This is a genomic window from Microbacterium sp. S1037, from assembly GCF_048381605.1.
Classification (GTDB): Bacteria; Actinomycetota; Actinomycetes; order Actinomycetales; family Microbacteriaceae; genus Microbacterium; species Microbacterium testaceum_B.
In genome coordinates this window covers 2073613-2092989 of the sequence record NZ_JBLWIG010000001.1, presented here as the reverse complement: position 1 = coordinate 2092989, position 19377 = coordinate 2073613, and the positions used below count along the sequence as shown (strand labels likewise).

At 69.2% G+C, this 19377-nt stretch carries 23 protein-coding genes; 6 read left to right on the top strand and 17 right to left on the bottom strand.

The features are described 5' to 3' along the window. Window positions 1–12: 12 nt before the first annotated feature. The 10 genes from ACMW4R_RS09465 to dapA form a co-directional block, all read right to left on the bottom strand. The gene (locus ACMW4R_RS09465; protein WP_418299752.1) at window positions 13–714 is read right to left on the bottom strand and encodes a regulatory protein RecX; all 702 of its coding nucleotides are present in this window, start codon (window positions 712–714) and stop codon (window positions 13–15) included. A gap of 155 nt (window positions 715–869) precedes the next feature. Further along, entirely contained in the window at window positions 870–1925 is a 1056-nt protein-coding gene (gene recA, locus ACMW4R_RS09460) for a recombinase RecA (protein ID WP_058594916.1), read from the bottom strand. A 317-nt stretch (window positions 1926–2242) separates the two neighbouring features. Then, window positions 2243–2467 carry a DUF3046 domain-containing protein gene (locus ACMW4R_RS09455; RefSeq protein WP_058594917.1) on the bottom strand — a complete coding sequence of 75 codons (225 nt, stop codon included), beginning with the start codon at window positions 2465–2467 and terminating at the stop codon, window positions 2243–2245. An 18-nt stretch (window positions 2468–2485) separates the two neighbouring features. Then, window positions 2486–2794 (bottom strand): helix-turn-helix domain-containing protein, encoded by a 309-nt coding sequence (locus tag ACMW4R_RS09450; protein ID WP_058594918.1) that lies wholly within the window; start codon window positions 2792–2794, stop codon window positions 2486–2488. Between the two features lie 151 nt (window positions 2795–2945). After that, window positions 2946–3473, bottom strand: a complete 528-nt coding sequence (locus ACMW4R_RS09445; protein WP_058594919.1) for a CinA family protein — start codon at window positions 3471–3473, stop codon at window positions 2946–2948. Continuing rightward, entirely contained in the window at window positions 3470–4057 is a 588-nt protein-coding gene (pgsA, locus tag ACMW4R_RS09440) for a CDP-diacylglycerol--glycerol-3-phosphate 3-phosphatidyltransferase (protein ID WP_058613321.1), read from the bottom strand. The genes ACMW4R_RS09445 and pgsA overlap by 4 nt, the downstream gene beginning before the upstream one ends. Continuing rightward, entirely contained in the window at window positions 4057–6777 is a 2721-nt protein-coding gene (locus tag ACMW4R_RS09435) for a DNA translocase FtsK (protein ID WP_418299751.1), read from the bottom strand. Before ACMW4R_RS09435 ends, pgsA begins: the two co-directional genes overlap by 1 nt. 50 nt (window positions 6778–6827) lie before the next feature. Beyond that, window positions 6828–7319 (bottom strand): GNAT family N-acetyltransferase, encoded by a 492-nt coding sequence (locus ACMW4R_RS09430; protein ID WP_058594922.1) that lies wholly within the window; start codon window positions 7317–7319, stop codon window positions 6828–6830. A gap of 62 nt (window positions 7320–7381) precedes the next feature. Next, window positions 7382–9058 carry a ribonuclease J gene (locus ACMW4R_RS09425; RefSeq protein ID WP_418299750.1) on the bottom strand — a complete coding sequence of 559 codons (1677 nt, stop codon included), beginning with the start codon at window positions 9056–9058 and terminating at the stop codon, window positions 7382–7384. Window positions 9059–9165: 107 nt separating this feature from the next. Beyond that, a complete protein-coding gene (gene dapA, locus ACMW4R_RS09420; protein ID WP_058613324.1) occupies window positions 9166–10143 on the bottom strand; it encodes a 4-hydroxy-tetrahydrodipicolinate synthase in 978 nt (325 codons plus the stop codon). Window positions 10144–10226: 83 nt separating this feature from the next. On the opposite strand from dapA, the gene ACMW4R_RS09415 reads away from it, so the two are divergent. Then, on the top strand, window positions 10227–10763 hold the full coding sequence (locus tag ACMW4R_RS09415) for an NUDIX domain-containing protein (RefSeq protein WP_058594925.1): 537 nt from the start codon (window positions 10227–10229) through the stop codon (window positions 10761–10763). Between the two features lie 7 nt (window positions 10764–10770). On the opposite strand, the gene ACMW4R_RS09410 is transcribed toward ACMW4R_RS09415, so the two are convergent. Genes ACMW4R_RS09410 through ACMW4R_RS09400 form a run of 3 tightly spaced genes read right to left on the bottom strand, consistent with a single transcriptional unit; the run spans window position 10771 to window position 12831 of the window. Beyond that, window positions 10771–11523 (bottom strand): SDR family NAD(P)-dependent oxidoreductase, encoded by a 753-nt coding sequence (locus ACMW4R_RS09410; RefSeq protein ID WP_418299749.1) that lies wholly within the window; start codon window positions 11521–11523, stop codon window positions 10771–10773. 1 nt (window position 11524) lies between these two features. Then, complete coding sequence (locus ACMW4R_RS09405) at window positions 11525–12025, bottom strand: dihydrofolate reductase (RefSeq protein ID WP_418299748.1); 501 nt, start codon at window positions 12023–12025, stop codon at window positions 11525–11527. After that, on the bottom strand, window positions 12022–12831 hold the full coding sequence (locus ACMW4R_RS09400) for a thymidylate synthase (RefSeq protein WP_418299747.1): 810 nt from the start codon (window positions 12829–12831) through the stop codon (window positions 12022–12024). Before ACMW4R_RS09400 ends, ACMW4R_RS09405 begins: the two co-directional genes overlap by 4 nt. Before the next feature lie 155 nt (window positions 12832–12986). On the opposite strand from ACMW4R_RS09400, the gene ACMW4R_RS09395 reads away from it, so the two are divergent. From ACMW4R_RS09395 to ACMW4R_RS09380, 4 genes are all read left to right on the top strand, one after another. Continuing rightward, window positions 12987–13424, top strand: a complete 438-nt coding sequence (locus tag ACMW4R_RS09395) for a TlpA family protein disulfide reductase (protein WP_418299746.1) — start codon at window positions 12987–12989, stop codon at window positions 13422–13424. Beyond that, the gene (locus ACMW4R_RS09390; RefSeq protein ID WP_418299745.1) at window positions 13417–13992 is read left to right on the top strand and encodes a DUF4395 domain-containing protein; all 576 of its coding nucleotides are present in this window, start codon (window positions 13417–13419) and stop codon (window positions 13990–13992) included. Before ACMW4R_RS09395 ends, ACMW4R_RS09390 begins: the two co-directional genes overlap by 8 nt. A 133-nt stretch (window positions 13993–14125) precedes the next feature. Beyond that, complete coding sequence (locus ACMW4R_RS09385) at window positions 14126–14551, top strand: OsmC family peroxiredoxin (protein WP_058594930.1); 426 nt, start codon at window positions 14126–14128, stop codon at window positions 14549–14551. Continuing rightward, entirely contained in the window at window positions 14544–15458 is a 915-nt protein-coding gene (locus ACMW4R_RS09380; RefSeq protein WP_418299744.1) for a TIGR01777 family oxidoreductase, read from the top strand. The genes ACMW4R_RS09385 and ACMW4R_RS09380 overlap by 8 nt, the downstream gene beginning before the upstream one ends. A 10-nt stretch (window positions 15459–15468) precedes the next feature. Here ACMW4R_RS09380 and ACMW4R_RS09375 read toward each other — a convergent pair whose 3' ends face one another. Both ACMW4R_RS09375 and dapB read right to left on the bottom strand, forming a co-directional pair. Beyond that, a complete protein-coding gene (locus ACMW4R_RS09375) occupies window positions 15469–15921 on the bottom strand; it encodes a hypothetical protein (protein ID WP_058626584.1) in 453 nt (150 codons plus the stop codon). Then, the gene (dapB, locus tag ACMW4R_RS09370; protein ID WP_418299743.1) at window positions 15918–16730 is read right to left on the bottom strand and encodes a 4-hydroxy-tetrahydrodipicolinate reductase; all 813 of its coding nucleotides are present in this window, start codon (window positions 16728–16730) and stop codon (window positions 15918–15920) included. Before dapB ends, ACMW4R_RS09375 begins: the two co-directional genes overlap by 4 nt. A 156-nt stretch (window positions 16731–16886) precedes the next feature. Here dapB and ACMW4R_RS09365 point away from each other — a divergent pair, with 156 nt between their 5' ends. After that, entirely contained in the window at window positions 16887–17522 is a 636-nt protein-coding gene (locus ACMW4R_RS09365) for a class I SAM-dependent DNA methyltransferase (RefSeq protein ID WP_418299742.1), read from the top strand. A gap of 24 nt (window positions 17523–17546) precedes the next feature. Here the strand turns inward: ACMW4R_RS09365 and ACMW4R_RS09360 are convergent, their stop codons facing one another. Both ACMW4R_RS09360 and ACMW4R_RS09355 read right to left on the bottom strand, forming a co-directional pair. Continuing rightward, window positions 17547–18149, bottom strand: coding sequence for a histidine phosphatase family protein (locus ACMW4R_RS09360; protein WP_058594935.1), 603 nt, complete (start codon window positions 18147–18149; stop codon window positions 17547–17549). Window positions 18150–18240: 91 nt separating this feature from the next. After that, the gene (locus tag ACMW4R_RS09355) at window positions 18241–19266 is read right to left on the bottom strand and encodes an aldo/keto reductase (protein WP_418299741.1); all 1026 of its coding nucleotides are present in this window, start codon (window positions 19264–19266) and stop codon (window positions 18241–18243) included. Window positions 19267–19377 lie beyond the last annotated feature (111 nt).

Genomic DNA, 19377 nt, shown 5'->3' with positions numbered 1-19377 from the left:
GCCGCGGGGCGCCTACTCGTCGGGAGTGAAGCGAACCCCCGAGGTCGGTCGAGACGATCGCGAACGCCCCACACCGACTTCGCGCAGCGCTTGGCGCGCCGCGCTCAGCGCCACCGATGACGGGTAACCTCGGCGCGCGAGCTGGCCGGCGAGCCGACGGAGCGCGGCATCATCGTCTTTGCCGCCGACGCTTCGCGCCTTGCTCCGCGCGAAGTCGAGAGCGCGCTCCGCGTCGTCGTCGGGCATCTCCGCGATGGCAGCGTCCGCGATGTCACGAGGGATTCCGCGCTTCATCAGCGTGGTCGCCACCGCCCGACGGCCCTCGCCTCGACGCTCGACAGCCGAGAGCACGAGCTGCTCGGCGAACACCGCGTCGTTGAGGTAGCCGAGGTCGATGAAACGCTCGATCAGCTCGGTGATCACGACCTCGTCGGTGCCCGGTACTTCACGGATGGCGGTCCGGGCCTCCGAGATCGACAGCGACCGAGATCGCAGTTTGCGCAGGAGGAGCGCCTCGGCCCGGTCGCGTACGTCATCGTCCTGCGGATCGTCGCGTCCTCCGCTGTCGACACGGTCGACGTCGGGCTCGATCGGATGGCCCGCAAAACGACGACCGAATCGCGAATCGGTGTCCCGCGCGGGAGCGGAGCTCGAACTCGCGTGGCCTCCCGCCGGGTGAGCGGCTGAACGGCTGCCCCCGAAGAGCGGGATCACGGGCGCGAGAGACTCGTCCCCGTGATCCTCAGGGGCACCAAGGCCGCCGGCCGCGTAGGCCGCGCCGTCCGAGCTGGAACCACCGGCCGTCGGGCCCGGGCCACCGTCGACGGACGAGAGTCCGCCGCGGCGACCCGGGCGCTGACCGTCGACCATCAGGCCGGGCGGCGGGCCGCGAGCTCGTCGGCTGCGGGCTCCGCCGACGCCGCCGGGGCGCCGCCGATGCCGAGCTTGTTCTTGATCTTCGACTCGATCTCGGCCGCGACGTCGGCGTTCTTGATGAGGAAGTTGCGCGCGTTCTCTTTACCCTGGCCGAGCTGCTCGCCCTCGTAGGTGTACCAAGCACCCGACTTCTTCACGATGCCGTGCTCGACACCGAAGTCGATCAGGCTGCCCTCGCGCGAGATTCCCACGCCGTACAGGATGTCGAACTCCGCCTGCTTGAACGGCGGCGCCATCTTGTTCTTCACAACCTTGACGCGCGTGCGGTTACCCACAGCTTCCGTGCCGTCCTTCAGCGTCTCGATACGACGGATGTCGAGTCGGACCGACGCGTAGAACTTGAGCGCCTTACCTCCGGCCGTCGTCTCGGGAGAACCGAAGAAAACACCGATCTTCTCGCGCAGCTGGTTGATGAAGATGGCCGTGGTCTTGGTCGTGTTGAGCCCACCGGTCAGCTTGCGCAGCGCCTGCGACATCAGACGCGCCTGCAGACCGACGTGCGAGTCACCCATCTCGCCTTTGATCTCGGCCTCGGGCACGAGGGCGGCGACCGAGTCGATCACGACGAGGTCGATCGCGCCCGACCGGATCAGCATGTCGGCGATCTCGAGCGCTTGCTCACCGGTGTCGGGCTGCGACACGAGCAGGGCGTCGATGTCGACACCGAGCTTCTTCGCGTACTCGGGGTCGAGGGCGTGCTCGGCGTCGATGAACGCGGCGATACCGCCGGCGCGCTGAGCGTTGGCGATGGCGTGAAGGGTGAGGGTGGTCTTACCGGACGACTCGGGTCCGTAGATCTCGATGATGCGGCCGCGGGGAAGACCGCCGATGCCGAGGGCCACGTCGAGGGCGACGGAACCGGTGGGGATGGTCTCGATCGGGGCGCGGTCGTCGCTGCCCAGTCGCATGACCGAGCCCTTTCCGAACTGCCGGTCGATCTGCGCAAGGGCCGACTCGAGGGCCTTTTCGCGCTCTGCGGGTGAGGGCATGACGTCTTCTTTCTGCTCGCGTTCCGTCGCCTATAGGCTGTCGCGCTCCGCACCGACGGTGAGGATGCCCGACAAGGCGTTCAGAGTGTCGTTCGACGTCGTCCACGTTAGAGAGGGCCTCCGACATTGGTGTCGCGAGAACCCCTCGATGGGGATGGATCGGCCGATCACTCCGATGTGAAGGAGCCTACGCTCCTATCGAACGAAAATTCGATGACACGCCGAAACGCGGAACGCGAGTACCGAAACCGCCCCCGCCGGCGGAAGCGGCTGCACTCTCGCGGCAGGCGCGCCCCGCGGCCGCCCGACCCTCGCCACTAACGTCGACGGGGGTCGAGACGACCGACGCCGTATCTCCGCTCAGGCGGCACGTCCGTCTCGGCGCAGAGGGCGAGCCACACCTCACGCGGGTCGACGCCCGCTGCGAGCGCCTCCGCGGGCGTGCGGCCGCCGACCGCAGACAGCACGAGATCGGTCATCAGGGGGCCACCGCGCGCGCCGAACTCATCGGCGACGGCGCGGTCAAATTCGCTACGACGCATGCGGTCGGCCGAAGCCGGTCAGCGCAGCGACAGCTCGGGCTCGACCTCGGCCACGAGGTCGTCGGGAACGATGTCGGGGAAGGTCTGAAGGCCCTCGAGCACCGAGAGACGGTCGCCGACCTCGCGCATGATCGACGAGATGGGAACATCGAGTGCTTCGGCGACCGACGCGAGGATCTCGCTCGATGCTTCCTTCTGGCCGCGCTCCACCTCGCTGAGGTAGCCGAGGGCCACGCTCGCGCGGCTGGCGACCTGGCGGAGGGTACGCCCCTTCTGCTGGCGGAGGTCACGCAGGACTTCGCCGATCTCTTGACGAACCAGGATCATTTCGGGCCCCTCCTCACTGCTGATTCCGACGCTGTCCGGAGTGGACAACCGTACAACACCATGTGGTCACCCTAATGCCGCGCGCTGGGCAGTGGATGGGAATCGCTCATCAAAACCCATCTCTGTCATTATTTGTTCCCGCTCGGCGCGGTCAGAGGGCCGCGAGCGTCCGCCGCACCGCGATTCGGGCGGCTTCTCGACGGATCCGATCCCGATCCCCCGCGATGACGAGGGAGTCGACGCTGGTCCCCAGCGGGGTCGAGACGCCGATGTGAACCGTGCCCACCACGTGGCCGTCCTGAGTATCGGGACCTGCCACTCCGGTCGTCGCCACGCCGACGTCGGCCGGCACCCCGTCGCGCCCCAGGACGTCTCGGACGCCGCGCGCCATCTGCCGGGCGACGCGAGGATGCACGGCGCCGTGCGCGTCGAGAAGCGCCGCATCGACCCCGAGAACGCTCTGCTTCACGTCAGTCGCGTACGCCACGACTCCCCCGCGCACCACACGCGACGCCCCAGGGACGTCGACGAGTGACGACACGACGAGCCCACCCGTGAGTGACTCGGCGACCGCGATGGTCCAGCCGAGCTCGGCGAGACGCTCGAGCAGCAACGCAGCGCTCTCCCGCGGATCCGTGATCAGCGTCTCGTCGAAGTCCTCGGGGATGCCGTGGCTCATCGCGACCTCCGTGCTGTGCGCGCTGCTCGAACCTCCGTCACGACGTAGTCGATCCCGGAGGCGATCGTCAGGATCACCGCGACCGTCATCGTCACCACTCCGGCCCACCAGACAGTGGACTGCCAGGCTGCGGCATCCGAGAGGCCGGCGAAGGGAAGGAGAGCGATCGAGAGCGCGACGGCCTGCGCGACGGTCTTGAGCTTGCCCATCCAGGCGGCGGCGAGCACGTGGTCGCTGACCACCATGAACCGGTAGACGGTGATTCCCACCTCGCGAACGAGGACGACGATGGTGACCCACCAGTCCAGCTCTCCGAGGATCGAGAGTCCCACGAACGCCACGCCCGTCAGCGCCTTGTCGGCGATCGGGTCGAGGAGCTTGCCGAGGTCGCTGACGATGTCGTACTTGCGGGCGATGTACCCGTCGATCCCGTCCGTGGCGATCGCGACGATGAAGACGATGCCGGCCGCCCAGCGCAGCGCTCCGCCCGCCCCGCCGTCGGCGAGAAGCATCCACAGGAAGACCGGTGCGCACAGGATGCGCGCGATCGTGATCGCGTTCGGCAGCTGCGGGTGAACGGCCATCAGTCGCGGCCCGTCAGCTGCCAGGCGTCTTCCGACCCCTCATCGTCGTCGGCCACCGGGACGCCCTCGAACTGGGCTTCGATCGGGTCGGATCCGTAGCGATCGTCGGAGGCCGCGGGTTCGGGGGCCTCGTCGCCTCGCAGACGCGCGAGAACCGCGGGGAGCTGCTCGTTCGTCACGAGGACGTCGCGGGCCTTCGATCCTTCGGACGGCCCGACGATCTCGCGCGACTCGAGAAGGTCCATCAGTCGACCCGCTTTCGCGAATCCGACGCGGAGCTTTCGTTGGAGCATCGACGTCGAGCCGAACTGGGTCGAGACGACGAGTTCGGCCGCCGCGAGCAGGAGTTCGAGGTCGTCGCCGATATCGGCGTCGATCTCCTTCTTCTCGGCCGCCGCCTGGACGTCGGAGCGATACTCGGGGCGAGCCTGCTGGGTGACGTGAGCGACGACCTTCTCGATCTCCTGCTCGCTGACCCACGCTCCCTGCACGCGCAGCGCCTTCGACGCCCCCATCGGCAGGAAGAGTCCGTCACCCTGACCGATGAGACGATCCGCGCCGGGCTGATCGAGGATGACGCGGGAGTCGGTGACGCTGGTCACCGCGAACGCGAGTCGCGAGGGCACGTTGGCCTTGATGAGGCCCGTCACGACGTCGACGGAGGGACGCTGGGTCGCGAGGACGAGGTGGATGCCGCTGGCTCGGGCGAGCTGGGTGATGCGGACGATCGAGTCCTCGACGTCGCGCGGCGCGACCATCATGAGGTCGGCGAGCTCGTCGACGACGACCAGCAGGTAGGGGTAGGGCTTGAGAACGCGCTCGCTCCCCGCGGGCAGCTGGATCTCGCCGGCGACGACCGCCTTGTTGAAGTCGTCGATGTGGCGGAATCCGAACGACGCGAGGTCGTCGTACCGCATGTCCATCTCTTTCACGACCCACTGGAGAGCCTCGGCGGCCTTCTTGGGGTTCGTGATGATCGGGGTGATGAGGTGCGGAACACCGGCGTAGGAGGTGAGCTCAACGCGCTTCGGGTCGATGAGCACCATGCGCACGTCCGACGGCTTCGCCCGCATGAGCAGGCTCGTGATCATCGAGTTGACGAAGCTCGACTTTCCCGAGCCGGTGGAGCCCGCGACGAGAAGGTGGGGCATCTTCGCGAGGTTCGCGACGACGAAGCCACCACCGACGTCCTTGCCGACGCCGATCGTCATGGGGTGGGTCGACGAGGTCGCCGCATCGGAGCGCAGGATGTCGCCGAGCGTCACGATCTCGCGATCCGCGTTGGGGATCTCGACACCGATCGCGCTCTTGCCGGGGATCGGCGCGAGGATGCGCACCTCGTTGGAGGCGACCGCGTAGGCGATGTTGTTGGTCAGCGCCGTGATGCGTTCGACCTTGACACCCGGACCGACCTCGATCTCGTACTGCGTCACGGTCGGACCACGCGAGAAGCCGGTCACCCGCGCGTCGACCTTGAACTGCTCCATGACGCTCTCGATCGCCTTCACGACGGCGTCGTTGGCAGCGGAACGGGCCTTGGGGGGCGTTCCGGTAGCAAGGGCGGTGACGGCAGGGAGTCGGTAGTTGGCCGACGGTGGGGCACCGGCGTTGTCGCCCCCGAGTCCCGAGATGCCGGGCATGTCGTCGTCGGGGACGTCGTCGATGGGCGAATCGTCGTGGAGCCCACGACCGCTCGCCGCCTTCGCGAGAGCGGCGGCGTCGAAGACCTCGGTGAGCGCATCGGGAGCGGGAACCGGCGGCGACAGGGGGCGCACGGGTGCGGTGACCTGCTCGGGCGCGACGACGGGAGACTCAAAGCCCCCCTGCGGCGTTCCGGGGGTGAGCAGCTCGGTGAGGTCGTCGGACCCGAGCGAGCCGTCGACGTCTTCTTCGCGACCGGACTTGTTCCGACGCCACCAGGGCAGCGACTTCTCGACCGGCTCTTCGTCGACGTCGTCGCTCGCGGGCATGACCTTGGTCGTGGCGTCGGACTCCTCGACGCGCTCGACCCCGAACATCCAGGCATAGAGGTCGCCCAGGCGACGACCGATCCGGTTCGGCGGGGTCTTCGTGAGGATCAGGGTGCTGAGGATCGCGAGCAGCGACAGGGCGATGTACGCGCCGACGTCGGTCAGGAGGAGCGCGAGCGGCTCTCCCACGATCCATCCCGCGAGCCCGCCCGCGAGGCTGAGCACGGGCAGCCCCTCGTTCGGGGCCGGTCGCCCGCCCGCGACGTGGCAGAAGCCGGCGACGGTGATGATGAACAGAGCCCAGCCGATCCCGACGCGTCCGTTGTCGTGGACGGACGCGGGATGGCGGAACAGCCACCCGGCCAGAAGCAGGAGCAGCACGGGCAGGACGAACGCCACCCGACCGACCAGCGCCCCGAAGCTGTAGGCGCTGACGAGCGCGGCGATGTCGTTGCCGATGAAGAACCACTCGACCACCGCGCCCAGCGCGGCGAGCACCACCAGGAAGAACGGGAAACCATCGCGCCGCTGATCGCGCTCGAGGTTCTCGAGGCCGAAGGCGCGGAACATCCCTCCCACGCCGTGGGCGACCGCCATCCAGGCGCGCACGACGATGGACGGCTTCTCGGGCTCATCGACATAGCGTTTCGGCGCGGGCGCCGATCGCTTGGCCGCGGGCGCCGCGGCTTTGGATCGCGGCGTCCCTTTCGCGGGGGCGCGACCGCCGGAGGGGGACGAGGTACGAGCCATGGTTCCACGGTAGGCGGGACCACCGACATTCGGGCGTACCGACGCGGGCTTCAGCGCAGTCGCTTCACCATGACGTCACGCCCGATTCCTTTGCGCACCACGGCGAATCCCTCGGACCGATACAGCGAGACGGCGTAGTTGTCGCGCTCGACGCTGAGGCTGATGCGGGCGTACCCCTGCGCTCGCGCGTAGTCGACGAGCCGCTGGAGGAGAGCGCGTCCGACCCCGTGCGCGCGCCAGACCGGGCGCACGCCGATGATGAGCTCGGGCACACCGGTTCCGACCCAGCCGAACCCGGGCTCGTCGCGCGGCAGCATGCGGTACCACGCGGCTCCGATGGGTTCGCCTCCCGGTGATTCGGCGACGAAACCGGCATCGCCGGGTCGTAGCCACCCCGCGATATACCGGCGGTGCTCGGCGCTGCTCAGGATCTCGTGGCGCGGGCGCACCGCGCCGGCGCGCCAGGTCGCAGCCTCGACCGTCATGTCGGCGAGGAAGGCGCCATCGGACGGGAGCGCCGCGCGGATCGGGAGAGCGGGCATGCCCGCATGATAGCGGGGAACGACGGAGCGCCACGGGCGAACCCGTGACGCTCCGGAGGGGATCAGGCCTCGATGACGAGCGGCACGATCATGGGGCGCCGACGCAACGACTGGTTCACCCAACGACCGATGGTGCGGCGCACGACCTGCGACAGGGCGTGATTGTCGCGCACGCCCGACTGCGCGGCCTCGGTGAGGGCCGCCGCGATCTTGGGCTTGACACTCTCGAAAACCGAGTCGTTCTCGGCGACGCCGCGCGCGTGGATGTCGGGTCCGGACACGATCTTGCCCGTTGCCGAGTCGACGACGACGATCACCGAGATGAAGCCCTCTTCACCGAGGATGCGACGGTCCTTGAGGTCGGCATCCGTGATGGCACCCACCGACGACCCGTCCACGTAGACGAAACCGATGTCGAGTTGTCCGACGACCGTCGCGACGCCGTCGCGCAGGTCGACGACCGTCCCGTTCTCGCCGAGGATCGTGTTCTGCTCGGGGATCCCGGTCTCCTGGGCCAGCTTCGCGTTGGCCATCAGGTGCCGGTACTCGCCGTGCACGGGCAGCACGTTCTTGGGCTGAAGGATGTTGTAGCAGTACAGCAGCTCGCCCGCGGCGGCGTGACCCGACACGTGCACCTTGGCGTTGCCCTTGTGCACCACGGTCGCACCGAGCTTGGTGAGGCCGTCGATCACGCGGTAGATCGCGTTCTCGTTTCCGGGGATCTGACTGGATGCCAGGATGATCGTGTCGCCCTCGCCCGGTTCGATCGCGTGGTCGAGGTTGGCCATGCGGCTGAGCACCGCCATCGGCTCGCCCTGCGAACCGGTCGACATGTAGACGATCCTGTCGTCGGGAAGGTCGCGCGCCTTCTTGTAGTCGATCAGCACGCCGTCGGGCACGTTCAGATATCCCAGATCGGCGGCGATGCCCATGTTGCGCACCATGCTGCGCCCGAGGAGCGCCACGCGACGCCCGTTGGCGTGCGCGGCGTCGAGCACCTGCTGCACACGGTGCACGTGGCTCGAGAAGCTGGCCACGACGACGCGCCGGGGAGCCTTGGCGATCACCTGGTCGAGCACGGGGCCGATGCCGCGCTCGGTGGGAGTGAACCCGGGCACGTCGGCATTGGTGGAGTCGACCAGGAAGAGGTCGACTCCTTCCTCACCCAGGCGGGCGAACGCGCGCAGGTCGGTGATACGGCCGTCGAGCGGCAGCTGGTCCATCTTGAAGTCGCCGGTCGCCAGCACGAGGCCCGCGGGCGTGCGAATCGCGACGGCCAAGGCATCCGGGATCGAGTGGTTCACCGCGATGAATTCGAGGTCGAAGGGACCCACCTGTTCGCGCTGGCCCTCCTCCACCGTCAGCGTGAACGGGCGGATGCGGTGCTCCTTGAGCTTCGCCTCGATTAGGGCGAGCGTGAGTCCCGAGCCGATGAGGGGGATGTCGGCCTTCAGCTTCAGCAGGTACGGGACCGCGCCGATGTGGTCTTCGTGGCCGTGCGTGAGCACGACGCCGACGACGTCGTCCAGTCGGTGCTTGATGGGCTCGAAATCCGGCAGGATCAGGTCGACGCCGGGCTGGTGCTCCTCGGGGAACAGCACGCCGCAGTCGACGACGAGGAGTTTGCCCTCGTATTCGAACACCGTCATGTTTCGTCCGACCTCGCCGAGGCCGCCGAGGGGGAAGACGCGGAGTGTGCCGGGCGCGAGCGCCGGCGGGTCGTAAACGGTCGTGGGCATATGTGCCTCCTCGGATGCCACCGCGTGGCATCCCTCTTCTTTTCGGATGCCGGCCGGCGGCATCCTTCTTGTCACGTCCCCAGCCGCGGATCGGCGGACGCCGATGTCTATCGCGTCGTGCCGTGCACCTTCGGCAGGGCACCGCCGGCGGCCGCGTTGCGGTCGGGGCGGAAGTTGGAGAAGTCGGCGCCGGCCACGTTCTTCACGAGCGCCAGCTCGTCTTCGATGACCGCGGCCTCCCACTCTTCCGGCCCGACGAGGGGCAGGCGGACGCGGGGGCTGCCGATCCGACCGAGACCGTGCAGGATGTACTTCGCCGCGACCGTTCCGGGCACGTGCGTCATGACGGCGCGGACGAGCGGTTCGAGGCTCTGATGGGCGGCGGTGGCGGATGCCAGATCGCCGGCGTTCACCGCATCCACGATCGTCCGGTAGGGCGTCGCGGTGATGTTCGCCGTCACGCCGATGAGGCCGCTCGCCCCGATCGCGAGGTGCGGGAGGACGTTGGCATCGTCACCCGAGAAGTACATGAGGTCGGTCTGATTCAGCACACGGCTGACCTCGCTGAAGTCGCCCTTGGCGTCTTTGATGGCGAGGATGTTCGGGTGCTTCGCGAGGCGGAGGATCGTCTCGTACTTGATGGGCACACCCGTGCGGCCGGGGATGTCGTAGAGGATGACCGGCAGGTCGGTCGCATCGGCGACGAGGCGGAAGTGCGTCAGGATGCCGGCCTGCGTGGGCTTGTTGTAGTACGGCGTGACGATCATGATCCCGTCGGCGCCGGCCTTCTCGCTGGCCTTGTAGAGCTCGATCGCGTGCGCTGTCTCGTTCGAGCCGCCGCCGGTGATGATCTTCGCGCGGCCGGCCGAGACGCTCTTGCCGACCTCCACCAGACGCAGCTTCTCGGGATCGGTGAGGGTCGAGGTCTCACCCGTGGTGCCGGTGACGACAATGCCGTCGGCTCCCGCGTTGATGACGTCGTCGATGTGCTTCTCGGTGGCGGGCCAATCGACTTCGCCGTCGGCGGTCATCGGGGTGATGAGCGCGACGAGCACCTGACCGAAGGGATTGCCGGAGTGCGTCATGCTCCCAGGGTATCGGTTCGACGGGGTCCGCCTCGTGGCACCGGTGAACAATGTGTGACGGCCCCGGAGCCTAGGGTGGCGGGATGAGCTGGACCACCCGCGCGACGCGCACCGTCTACGAGAACCCCTGGATCCACGTGCGCGAAGACCAGGTCACCGGCCCGCACGGCGACGGCATCTACGGCGTGGTCCGGATGCAGCACCCCGCCGTCTTCGTCATCGCGCTCGACGACGAGGATCGGATCTGCCTGGTGGAGCTCGAGCGTTACACGACGGGCCGTTCGATCGAGGTGCCGGCGGGAGGGTCCGACGGAGAGGATCCGCTCGTCGCCGCTCAGCGTGAACTGCTCGAAGAGACCGGGGTCACGGCATCCGACTGGCAGTATCTGGGGCGGATGAACGCGCTCAACGGCATCGCGGACGCGCTCGAGCACGTCTACCTCGCGCGGGGGCTCTCGATGACGGATGCCGCTGCCTCGCAGCACGAGGAAGGCATCGACGCGGTGCGATGGGTTCCGTTCGCGGAGGCGCTGACGCTCGTCGCCGACGGCGAGATCACGGACGGCGAGACGATCGCGGCGCTCGCTTTCGCCGGCATTCGGCTGGGGCGCTTCCGCTGACGTGCAGTCAGCGGCCGCGGGCCGCCGCGCGCACGACCACCGAGTCGGGCAGCAGTCGTGACGCCGCGACGATGACCTTGTAGCGCCAGGAGGGAATCGACACCGCGCGACCGCGGGCCACGCCTCGCAACCCCTCGCGCACGACCGTCTGAGCATCGAGCCAGAGGCCGGGGGCGACCCCTTCTTGTCCCGGCGGCAGGCCGAGTCGCTCGTGGAAGTTCGTGTGGACGAAGCCCGGGCACACGGCGGTGACCGTGACGCCCCGCGGCCGGTACACGACGTTCGCCCACCGGCTGAACGAGATGAGCCATCCCTTCACCGCGCCGTAGGTTCCGCGCGGTACGAAGCCGGCGACCGACGCGACGTTGACGATGCGCCCCCTCCCCCGCGCCAGCATGGGGCCGAGAGCCGCGTGCGTGAGACGCAACGCAGCCTCGACGTGAAGGCGTAGATGCCGCACCTCGTCGTCGACGGGGTTCTCCTCGAAAGCGAGGTCGAGGCCGAAACCCGCGTTGTTGACGAGCACGTCGACGCCGTCGGCCAGGCGGTCCCCGACCGCGGCGAGCGCGTCGGCGTCGAGGAGGTCGGCGACGAGAACCTCGACGCGGACGTCGAGACGGCCGCTGATCTCGGCCGCGATCTCCTCCAGAGCGGTCCGGTCGCGCGCCACGAGAACCAGGTCCGCTCCGCGCCCCGCGAGCTGGCGGGCGAACTCCGCCCCGAGTCCGGAGCTAGCTCCCGTGATGAGGGCGGTGGGCATGTCAGGCCTCCGGTCGACGATACGTCTCGAAGCGATAGCGGATGCCGCCCTGCGAGAGGTGCCACCCGTCTTCGGGGTCCGCGGCGGCGCGACGCCAGCCCCCGATCGACGGCGCAAAGGTGTCACCGTCGACGGAGACGTCGAGACGGGTCACCTCGACGACGTCGGCGCGATCGATGGCCTCGGCGTAGAGTCGCCCGCCGCCGATGACCCAGACCTCGTCGCTCCCGGCGAGGGCGAGCGCCTCGTCGAGGGAGGACGCCTTCTCAGCCTCTTCGGCGCCCCAGGTGTCGGATCGCGTCACGACGATGTTGCGTCGTCCGGGCAGGGGGCGGAAGCGCGGTGGGAGCGACTCCCACGTGCGCCGTCCCATGATGACGTCGGACGACCCGGTCACGGTGCGGAAGTGTGCGAGGTCTTCGGGGACGTGCCAGGGCATTCCGCCGTCGGCACCGATGACACCGCCGTGGGCCTCGGCCCAGACGAGCCCGACGGAGGTCATACCGCGACGGCCCCGCGGATGGCCGGGTGGTGCTGGTAGTCGTCGACGACGATGTCGTCGTAGGTGTAGTCGAAGATCGACTCGGGGGTCCGGCCGAAGCGCAGCGTCGGGTACGGGTACGGCTCGCGCGTGAGCTGCTCCCGGACCTGCTCCCGATGGTTGTCGTACACGTGGCAATCGCCCCCGGTCCAGACGAACTCCCCGGGCTCGAGACCGGTCTGCTGCGCGACCATCAGCGTCAGGAGCGCGTAGGAGGCGATGTTGAAGGGGACGCCGAGGAACATGTCGGCGCTGCGCTGGTAGAGCTGGCACGACAGCTTGCCGTCGGCGACGTAGAACTGGAAGAGCGCGTGGCACGGGGCGAGCGCCATCTCGGGGATGTCGGCGGGGTTCCACGCCGAGACGATCAGGCGCCGCGAGTCGGGATCGCGGCGGATCTGCTCGATCACCTGGGCGATCTGGTCGATCGTCCCCCCGTCGGCGGTCGGCCAGGAACGCCACTGCACCCCGTAGACCGGTCCGAGCTCCCCGTCGGCGTCGGCCCACTCGTCCCAGATGGTGACGCCGTTGTCTTTCAGCCACCCGACGTTGGATTCTCCGCGCAGGAACCACAGCAGCTCATACACGATCGACTTGAGGTGGACGCGCTTTGTCGTGATGAGCGGGAAACCCTCGGCGAGGTCGAATCGGATCTGACGACCGAAGACGCTCGTGGTGCCGGTGCCGGTGCGATCCGACTTGTGCGTGCCCGTCTCGAGCACGTCGCGCAGCAGGTCTTCGTACGGGGTGGGGATGTCGGCGGTCACGGCCCTCACGATACCCGCGATGCGTTCCCTACCGGCGTCGACGGGGCGGTCGTGTGGACGGTTCGCGGCCCGCTTCGGCTGGGAACGAGAGGTGGCGGCGTCACGTTGCGACTCATCGGCCCCGACGTCGGATACGGCGGCTAGCGTTGTCGCTCGTGGACCTCACTCTCGCTCTCGTGATCGTCGCCGCTCTGCTCGCGGCTACCGTCGTGCTGGGCCTTGTGTGGCGTCGTGGGCAGGGGCGTGCGCGCACGGTGGACTCGGGCGAAACGATCGATCCTCGCGTGCTCGAGGCGGGCCCCCTCGGCGAGGCGGCCACCCTGGTGCAGTTCAGCACCGAGATGTGCACCCGCTGCCCCGGTGTGCACCGCATGCTCTCCGCTGTGGCGGACGATCGGTCGGGAGTGCGCCACATCGACGTCGATCTGACCCACCGCCCGGATCTCGCGAAGCGGTTCCGCGTCCTGCAGACACCGACGACCCTCCTCGTCGACGCGTCGGGGCAGACCGTCCGCCGTTTCGGGGGTCCGCCGGCACGCGCCGACGTCGAACGCGAACTCGACCTCCTCACCAAGGAAAACGCCCATGGCTGAACCCGCCCGCATCGATGCCCGAGGACCGCGCTTCGCGGCATCCATCACCGCCGTGCTCCTCCTCGTCGGCACGCTGCTGAGTCTGCTCGGCGTCTCGACGTCGCGCGAAGCGAGCTTCGGGTGGTTCGCCTATCAGCCTCTCGCGGGAGAGACTTTCACGCCCGGAGGCTGGGCTCTGCCGCAGGTCTCGCCCGTGATCCGCGCCACCGATCCGGGCTTCCTCCTGATCCTCGTCGTCGCGCTCCTCTTCGTCTGGGGCGTGGCCTCGCCGCGGACCGCGCCGTGGGGCGTCCTCTACCGCAAGGTCGTGCAGCCGCGACTCGCGCCGCCCACCGAGTTCGAAGACCCTCGACCGCCGCGCTTCGCGCAGGGGGTCGGCCTCTTCGTCACGGCGGTCGGACTGATCCTCCACCTCGCGGGCGTGCCGTGGGCGCTCCCGATCGCCGCCGCTATGGCTTTCGTCGCCGCCTTCCTCAACGCCGTCTTCGGACTGTGCCTCGGATGCCAGCTCTACCTCGTGCTGCAGAGGGCGGGGCTCGTGGGGCGTCGGGGTCCGGCATCCGCGTGATCGGTTCGCTAGGGATGGGCTGTCAAGACCTGAACGGTGTCGGTCGCCCTCGTTAGGCTGGCCGCGTCGCGGTCACCCTGACCGCGGGCATCATGTCGCGGTCGCGAACCGCGCAGACACCACGGAGGTTCCCATGGCCGTCACGAGCGAAGCCGCCACCGCCTGGAAGGGCAGCCTGTTCGAGGGATCGGGTGAGGTCACCTTCACCTCGTCGGGCATCGGCACGTTCGACGTCAACTGGAAGGCGCGCAGCGAGGGTTCGAACTCGGTCACCACGCCCGAAGAACTCCTCGCCGGAGCGCACTCCGCGTGCTTCAGCATGGCGCTGTCGAACGCGCTGGCCGAGAACGGCACCCCGCCGGAGTCGGTCGACGCGACCGCGTCCGTCACCTTCAAGCCGGGCACCGGCATCACCGGCAGCCACCTGAACGTGAACGCCGTCGTCCCCGGCCTCGACGCCGCGACGTTCGAGAAGATCGCCAACGACGCCAAGGCGAACTGCCCCGTGTCGCAGGCGCTCGCCGGCATCGACATCACCCTCGAGGCGACGCTTGCCTGAGACTCCGGCCCGACGCGTCGTCCTCACCGGCGCGTCGGGCCTCATCGGCAACGCTCTCGCGGACTCTCTCCGCGCTGACGGCGTCGAGGTGACCTCGCTCGTCCGGCACGAGCCCCGCGCCGCACACGAGGTTCAGTGGTTGCAGGATTCCGCTCCCCTGGACCCCGATGTCCTCGCCGGATCCGATGCCGTGGTCTGCCTCAACGGCGCCTCGATCGGTCATTTCCCCTGGACGCCGTCCTACAAGAGCACGCTGCTGTGGTCGCGCATCACCCCGACGCGCACCCTCGCCACGGCGATCCGTGCGCTCGGCGACGACGCTCCCGCCCTCATCAACGCGAGTGCGACGGGCTTCTACGGGTCGCAGCCGGGAGCACTTCTCACCGAGGAGTCCCCGCGCGGAGAGGGCTTCCTCGTCGACATCTGCATCGACTGGGAGGCCGCCGCGCGCGACGCCGGCAGCCGCGCACGGGTCGCCCTGCTCCGCACGGCTCCGATCGTCCATGAGCAGGGTGTCCTCAAGCCGTTGCTGCTTCTGACGAAGCTCGGCGCGGCGGGCCCCATCGGCCGCGGAACTCAGGTGTGGCCCTGGATCACGCTCGACGACGAGGTGCGCGCCATCCGGCACGTCATCGACTCCGACATCGACGGACCGGTCAATCTCACGGGGCCGACACGGGCGACGGCGAACGACCTGGGCTTCGCTCTGGCACGCCGTATGAACCGCCCCTACGTGCTGCGCGCCCCGATCTGGGGCGTCAGGCTCGCGCTGGGCTCGGACGCGACGGAGGCGCTGCTCCTGACCGACGCCGACGTGCGTCCTCGGGTCCTCGAGGACAGCGGCTTCACCTTCACGCACCGCACGGTCGAAGAGGCCGTGGCCTCCGCCGTTCCGGCGCCGAACTGATCGACGTGCCTCAGACCGCGCGGCGCTCCGCGCTCTCGAGCCGGATCGCCGTGCGGATCGCCTCACGGGCCCGACGACGGTCACCCGCGGCGTCGTAAGCGAGGCCGAGACGGTATCGCGCTCGCCAGTCGTCGGGATGCGCTTCCACATCGGCGCGATACCGCGGGAAGAGCGCGTCGCCGTCTTCGCGCTCGATGCGCCCGCTGGGGCGCACCGGAAGGTCTTCGTCGGGGAGTCCGCCCTCGGCATCCAACCGCTCCCCCAGCCGTTGCGCTCGCACGCCGAACCACAGCTCACGGCCGATGGCCCACAGGGCGAGGAGCGGCAGCACGATCAGAGCCACGCCCATCGTCACGCCGATCGGCTCTCCGCTTACCAGCAGGACGATCGCGCGCTGCCCGGCGAGGAAGACGTAGAGCAGGAGCAACACCGTCATCAGGGCGACGGCGAGGCGAACCCTCATGCGCTCGTCGCGCCCGCCACCTGGCCCGAGACGTCGCCGTCGGCGATGGGCGCCTCGGCGGGAACAGGTCGCGTGCGCACGCCGATGTCGATGAAGCTGTCGAGACCGATCACGACGCCCGTCGCCTCACGGGCCGCGGCGAGCGCGATGCGGATACCCGGAGCGTAGGCGGTTGCCGGGTCGATCGTGTCGTGCACGATCGTGAGCGACTCACCGGGGCCGGACAGCACCGTCTCTTGACGGGCGATCACTCCCGGGCGACGCAGCGAGTGGATGGGGACGGATGCCACCCGCTGACCGCGAGCACGCTGGTCGACGTGCGGGGACTCGACGGGGCCGACCTCGGCGCGGGCCGCCGCGATGAGCTCGGCGGTGCGCACCGCGGTGCCGCTGGGGGAATCCACCTTCGTCTCGCGGTGGGCTTCGATGATCTCGATCGAGGGGAAGAACGGCGCAGCGGCAGCGGCCAACGCTGTTCCGATGACCGAACCCAGCGAGAAGTTGGGGATGAAGACGACTCCGGTGCCACTGGCATCCACGAGAGGGCGGACGAGGGCGATGCGCTCGTTCGACCAACCCGAGGTGCCCACGAGCACGTTGATGCCGCGCTCGATCGCCGCGCGGACGATGTCGATCGACACCGCGGGGGTCGATGCGTCGATGACGAGGTCGGCTCCGTCGAGCTCGCTCATGTCGGACTTCGACGTGAGCACGGCCGACACCTCGTACCCGTCCTCGGCGTCCACGACCTCGCGGATCACCCCGCCCAGCTTGCCGGTTCCGCCCACGATGGCCACGCGCGTCGTCATGGTTCCACCCTAGGCGGCGCGGCGGACCAGGTCGCCGCGTTGTCCACAGGCGCGCCGCGCGCTCAGGTGCTCGACACCCACACTCCTGGCGCCCGGTACCGCAAGGGCGCATCCCAGGACCGCGGTCCCACGCCCGGGACCCGGCATGATGGCCGAGTGAGCGACACCGACCGCACCCGACGCTTCTACGACGTCATCGCCGACAGCTACGCCGACCTTCTCCCCGACACCCGCGCGGAAGCAGCCCTCGATCTCGGAATCATCACCCAGTTCGTCGCCGACCTCCCGACCGGTGAGGGAGTCGTCGTGGACGCGGGGTGCGGGACCGGGCGAATGCTCACCCACCTCGCGGCGCTCGGCGTGTCGCCGCTGGCGGGCGTCGACCTCTCCCCCGCCATGGTGTCGCACACGCGCGCGGCGCACCCCACCGTGCCGATCGAGGTCGCCGAGCTGACGGCTCTGCCGTTTCCGGATGCCGGTGTCCGCGGCATCCTGTGCTGGTACGCCATCATCCACAGCGACGCCGACGACGTCGCGAGGATCTTCGGGGAGGCCCGTCGCGTACTGGGTCCGGGCGGTGTCCTTCTCGTCGGCTTCCAGTCCGGCACCGGGGAACGACGGGTCGAGCGCGCGTACGGCCACGACATCGCGCTGACCGCGATCCTGCACGAGCCGACGGCGATCGCCGACGCCTTGACGGCGGCGGGGTTCGAGGTCACCGCGGTGGCCGAACGCGCGGCGAGAGGCAGCGAGAAGCACGCCCAGGGCTTCGTCCTCGCGCGGCGCCCCTGAGGTCGAGGTCAGACCGGGAGCGGGTCAGACCGGGAGCGGGTCGACGAGTCCGGTGCGAAGCTCGACCGGCAGGTGCGCCAGGTCGTTGTGCGAGAGGAGCGTCCACGGACGGCCCTTCTTCTGCGCGATCACCGTGAGACCGCAGTTCGCCTGGTTGATGGTCATCCATCGCCAATCGGGCGCCTGCAGCACCTCGCGCACGAACCACGAGATCACGAAATTGTGCGTGATGAGCAACTCGTGCACCTCGCCGGTCCTGCGGGCCAGGAACTCGGCCGTGGCATCGGCCATCTGCGCGCGACCGGCCTCGATCTCGGCCTCGGTGACGGAACCGAAGAACGGCTCGTAGGCGGCCGGGGTTTCGGGCGTCATGCCCGTGGGCACGCAGTCGAAGAGCAGAGCCGACGGCTCAGGCGAGACGGACGGGAGACGTTCGGCCACGGCGTGCGCGGTCTGCGCGGCGCGCTCCAGGGGCGAGTGCCACACGGCGTCGAGAGGGAGCCCCGACAGACGATCCGCGATCAGAGCAGCCTGACGCTGACCACGCGGGGACAGGGGTCCGTCGGCGAGGCCGTGCTCGGCATCCTGATGCTCGCCGTGGCGCACCAGGTAGATGTAGTGCGTCACTCAGCTCACCTCGTCGTCAGTCCTACGGCCCCCCGCCGCACACCTTCCACCCTACGTCACGCCCCGGAAGGTGCGCCCGATCGGGCGCCGGTCACTCGGCGGCGCGGGCGATGTCGGACAGCTGCGCGCGACTGAGGCGCACGCCCACCGCGCGCATGCACTCCACGACGTGGCGCGTGGCGAAGGCGTTCACGATCGGGGCGACCACGATCTTCTGCGCGAGGAGCCAGGCGAGGGCCACCGCGGCATCGGGGATGCCGAGCTCGGTGCCCACGGCATCCAGAGCTCGAAGCACTTTCGAGCCTCGGCGGTTGAGGTGCATCGCGAGCTGGGACCCGCGGACCGACCGGGACTGCTGGTCGCGCGTGCGCGTCTCTCCCGCGAGGAAGCCGTGCGCGAGGGGATGAGAGGGGGTGACGGCGATCCCCTGCGCGGCGGCGATGAGGCGGAGATCACCGTCGAACTGGTCGCGGCGCAGCACGTTGTACGGCACGTCGAGGACCGTGATGCGGGGATACCCGGCCGACGAGAGGATGCGCGCCTCGACGAGCTGCGCGGCCGTGTAGCCGTGCGCGCCGATCGCCCGCACCTTGCCGGACTCGACCAACCATTCACTCGTGGCGAGCGTGTCCTCGAGCATTGCGGCGTCGCCGCGGGCAGCGTCGAGCGAGAGGACATCGATGCGATCGGTGCCGAGGCGCTGCAGCGAACCCTCGACGGCTCGCACGAGGTTGACCGAGTCCAGCCCGGGGTTGTCGGGGTGGCGGCCGACGCGCACCGAGAGGACGACGTCGTCGCGCATGCGACGGGTGCGCATCCATTCACCGATGATGAACTCGCTCCGCCCGGCGGCGTAGCTGTCGGCCGTGTGCAGGGCGTTTCCGCCCAGCTCGGCATACGCGTCGAGGATGTCGTGGCTGGCCTTCGCGTCGACGTTCCACCCGAACTCGCCGCCACCCAGGAACAGCGGGAACACCTCGAAGCCGGTTTCGCCGAGCGGAACCCGCACGTGCGAGCCGAGGCCCGGACCCTGAAGGGTGACCGGAGCGGAGGGGTGCGGCGGCCGGTCGCGCCGAAGGCGCGCGGACGGGACGTTCTCTACGCCCGAGCCGCTCATGATGGGATCCCCCTCGAAGCGTCGGGGGATCGCCGTACGACGGCGTCCACGCCCCCCGACGCGTACTTCGAGGGTAAAGCCTCACCAGGAGGAGGCCGCGTATTCACCCGC

Bases quoted from the DNA above. Each gene is read 5' to 3' on its own strand.
- ACMW4R_RS09435 (WP_418299751.1), bottom strand. From the start codon at position 6,777: ATGGCTCGTACCTCGTCCCCCTCCGGCGGTCGCGCCCCCGCGAAAGGG.
- dapB (WP_418299743.1), bottom strand. From the start codon at position 16,730: ATGACGACGCGCGTGGCCATCGTGGGCGGAACCGGCAAGCTGGGCGGG.
- ACMW4R_RS09385 (WP_058594930.1), top strand. From the start codon at position 14,126: ATGGCCGTCACGAGCGAAGCCGCCACCGCCTGGAAGGGCAGCCTGTTC.
- ACMW4R_RS09425 (WP_418299750.1), bottom strand. From the start codon at position 9,058: ATGCCCACGACCGTTTACGACCCGCCGGCGCTCGCGCCCGGCACACTC.
- dapA (WP_058613324.1), bottom strand. From the start codon at position 10,143: ATGACGCACTCCGGCAATCCCTTCGGTCAGGTGCTCGTCGCGCTCATC.
- ACMW4R_RS09375 (WP_058626584.1), bottom strand. From the start codon at position 15,921: ATGAGGGTTCGCCTCGCCGTCGCCCTGATGACGGTGTTGCTCCTGCTC.
- ACMW4R_RS09410 (WP_418299749.1), bottom strand. From the start codon at position 11,523: ATGCCCACCGCCCTCATCACGGGAGCTAGCTCCGGACTCGGGGCGGAG.
- ACMW4R_RS09390 (WP_418299745.1), top strand. From the start codon at position 13,417: ATGGCTGAACCCGCCCGCATCGATGCCCGAGGACCGCGCTTCGCGGCA.
- ACMW4R_RS09355 (WP_418299741.1), bottom strand. From the start codon at position 19,266: ATGAGCGGCTCGGGCGTAGAGAACGTCCCGTCCGCGCGCCTTCGGCGC.
- ACMW4R_RS09415 (WP_058594925.1), top strand. From the start codon at position 10,227: ATGAGCTGGACCACCCGCGCGACGCGCACCGTCTACGAGAACCCCTGG.
- ACMW4R_RS09455 (WP_058594917.1), bottom strand. From the start codon at position 2,467: ATGCGTCGTAGCGAATTTGACCGCGCCGTCGCCGATGAGTTCGGCGCG.
- pgsA (WP_058613321.1), bottom strand. From the start codon at position 4,057: ATGGCCGTTCACCCGCAGCTGCCGAACGCGATCACGATCGCGCGCATC.
- ACMW4R_RS09445 (WP_058594919.1), bottom strand. From the start codon at position 3,473: ATGAGCCACGGCATCCCCGAGGACTTCGACGAGACGCTGATCACGGAT.
- recA (WP_058594916.1), bottom strand. From the start codon at position 1,925: ATGCCCTCACCCGCAGAGCGCGAAAAGGCCCTCGAGTCGGCCCTTGCG.
- ACMW4R_RS09430 (WP_058594922.1), bottom strand. From the start codon at position 7,319: ATGCCCGCTCTCCCGATCCGCGCGGCGCTCCCGTCCGATGGCGCCTTC.
- ACMW4R_RS09450 (WP_058594918.1), bottom strand. From the start codon at position 2,794: ATGATCCTGGTTCGTCAAGAGATCGGCGAAGTCCTGCGTGACCTCCGC.
- ACMW4R_RS09405 (WP_418299748.1), bottom strand. From the start codon at position 12,025: ATGACCTCCGTCGGGCTCGTCTGGGCCGAGGCCCACGGCGGTGTCATC.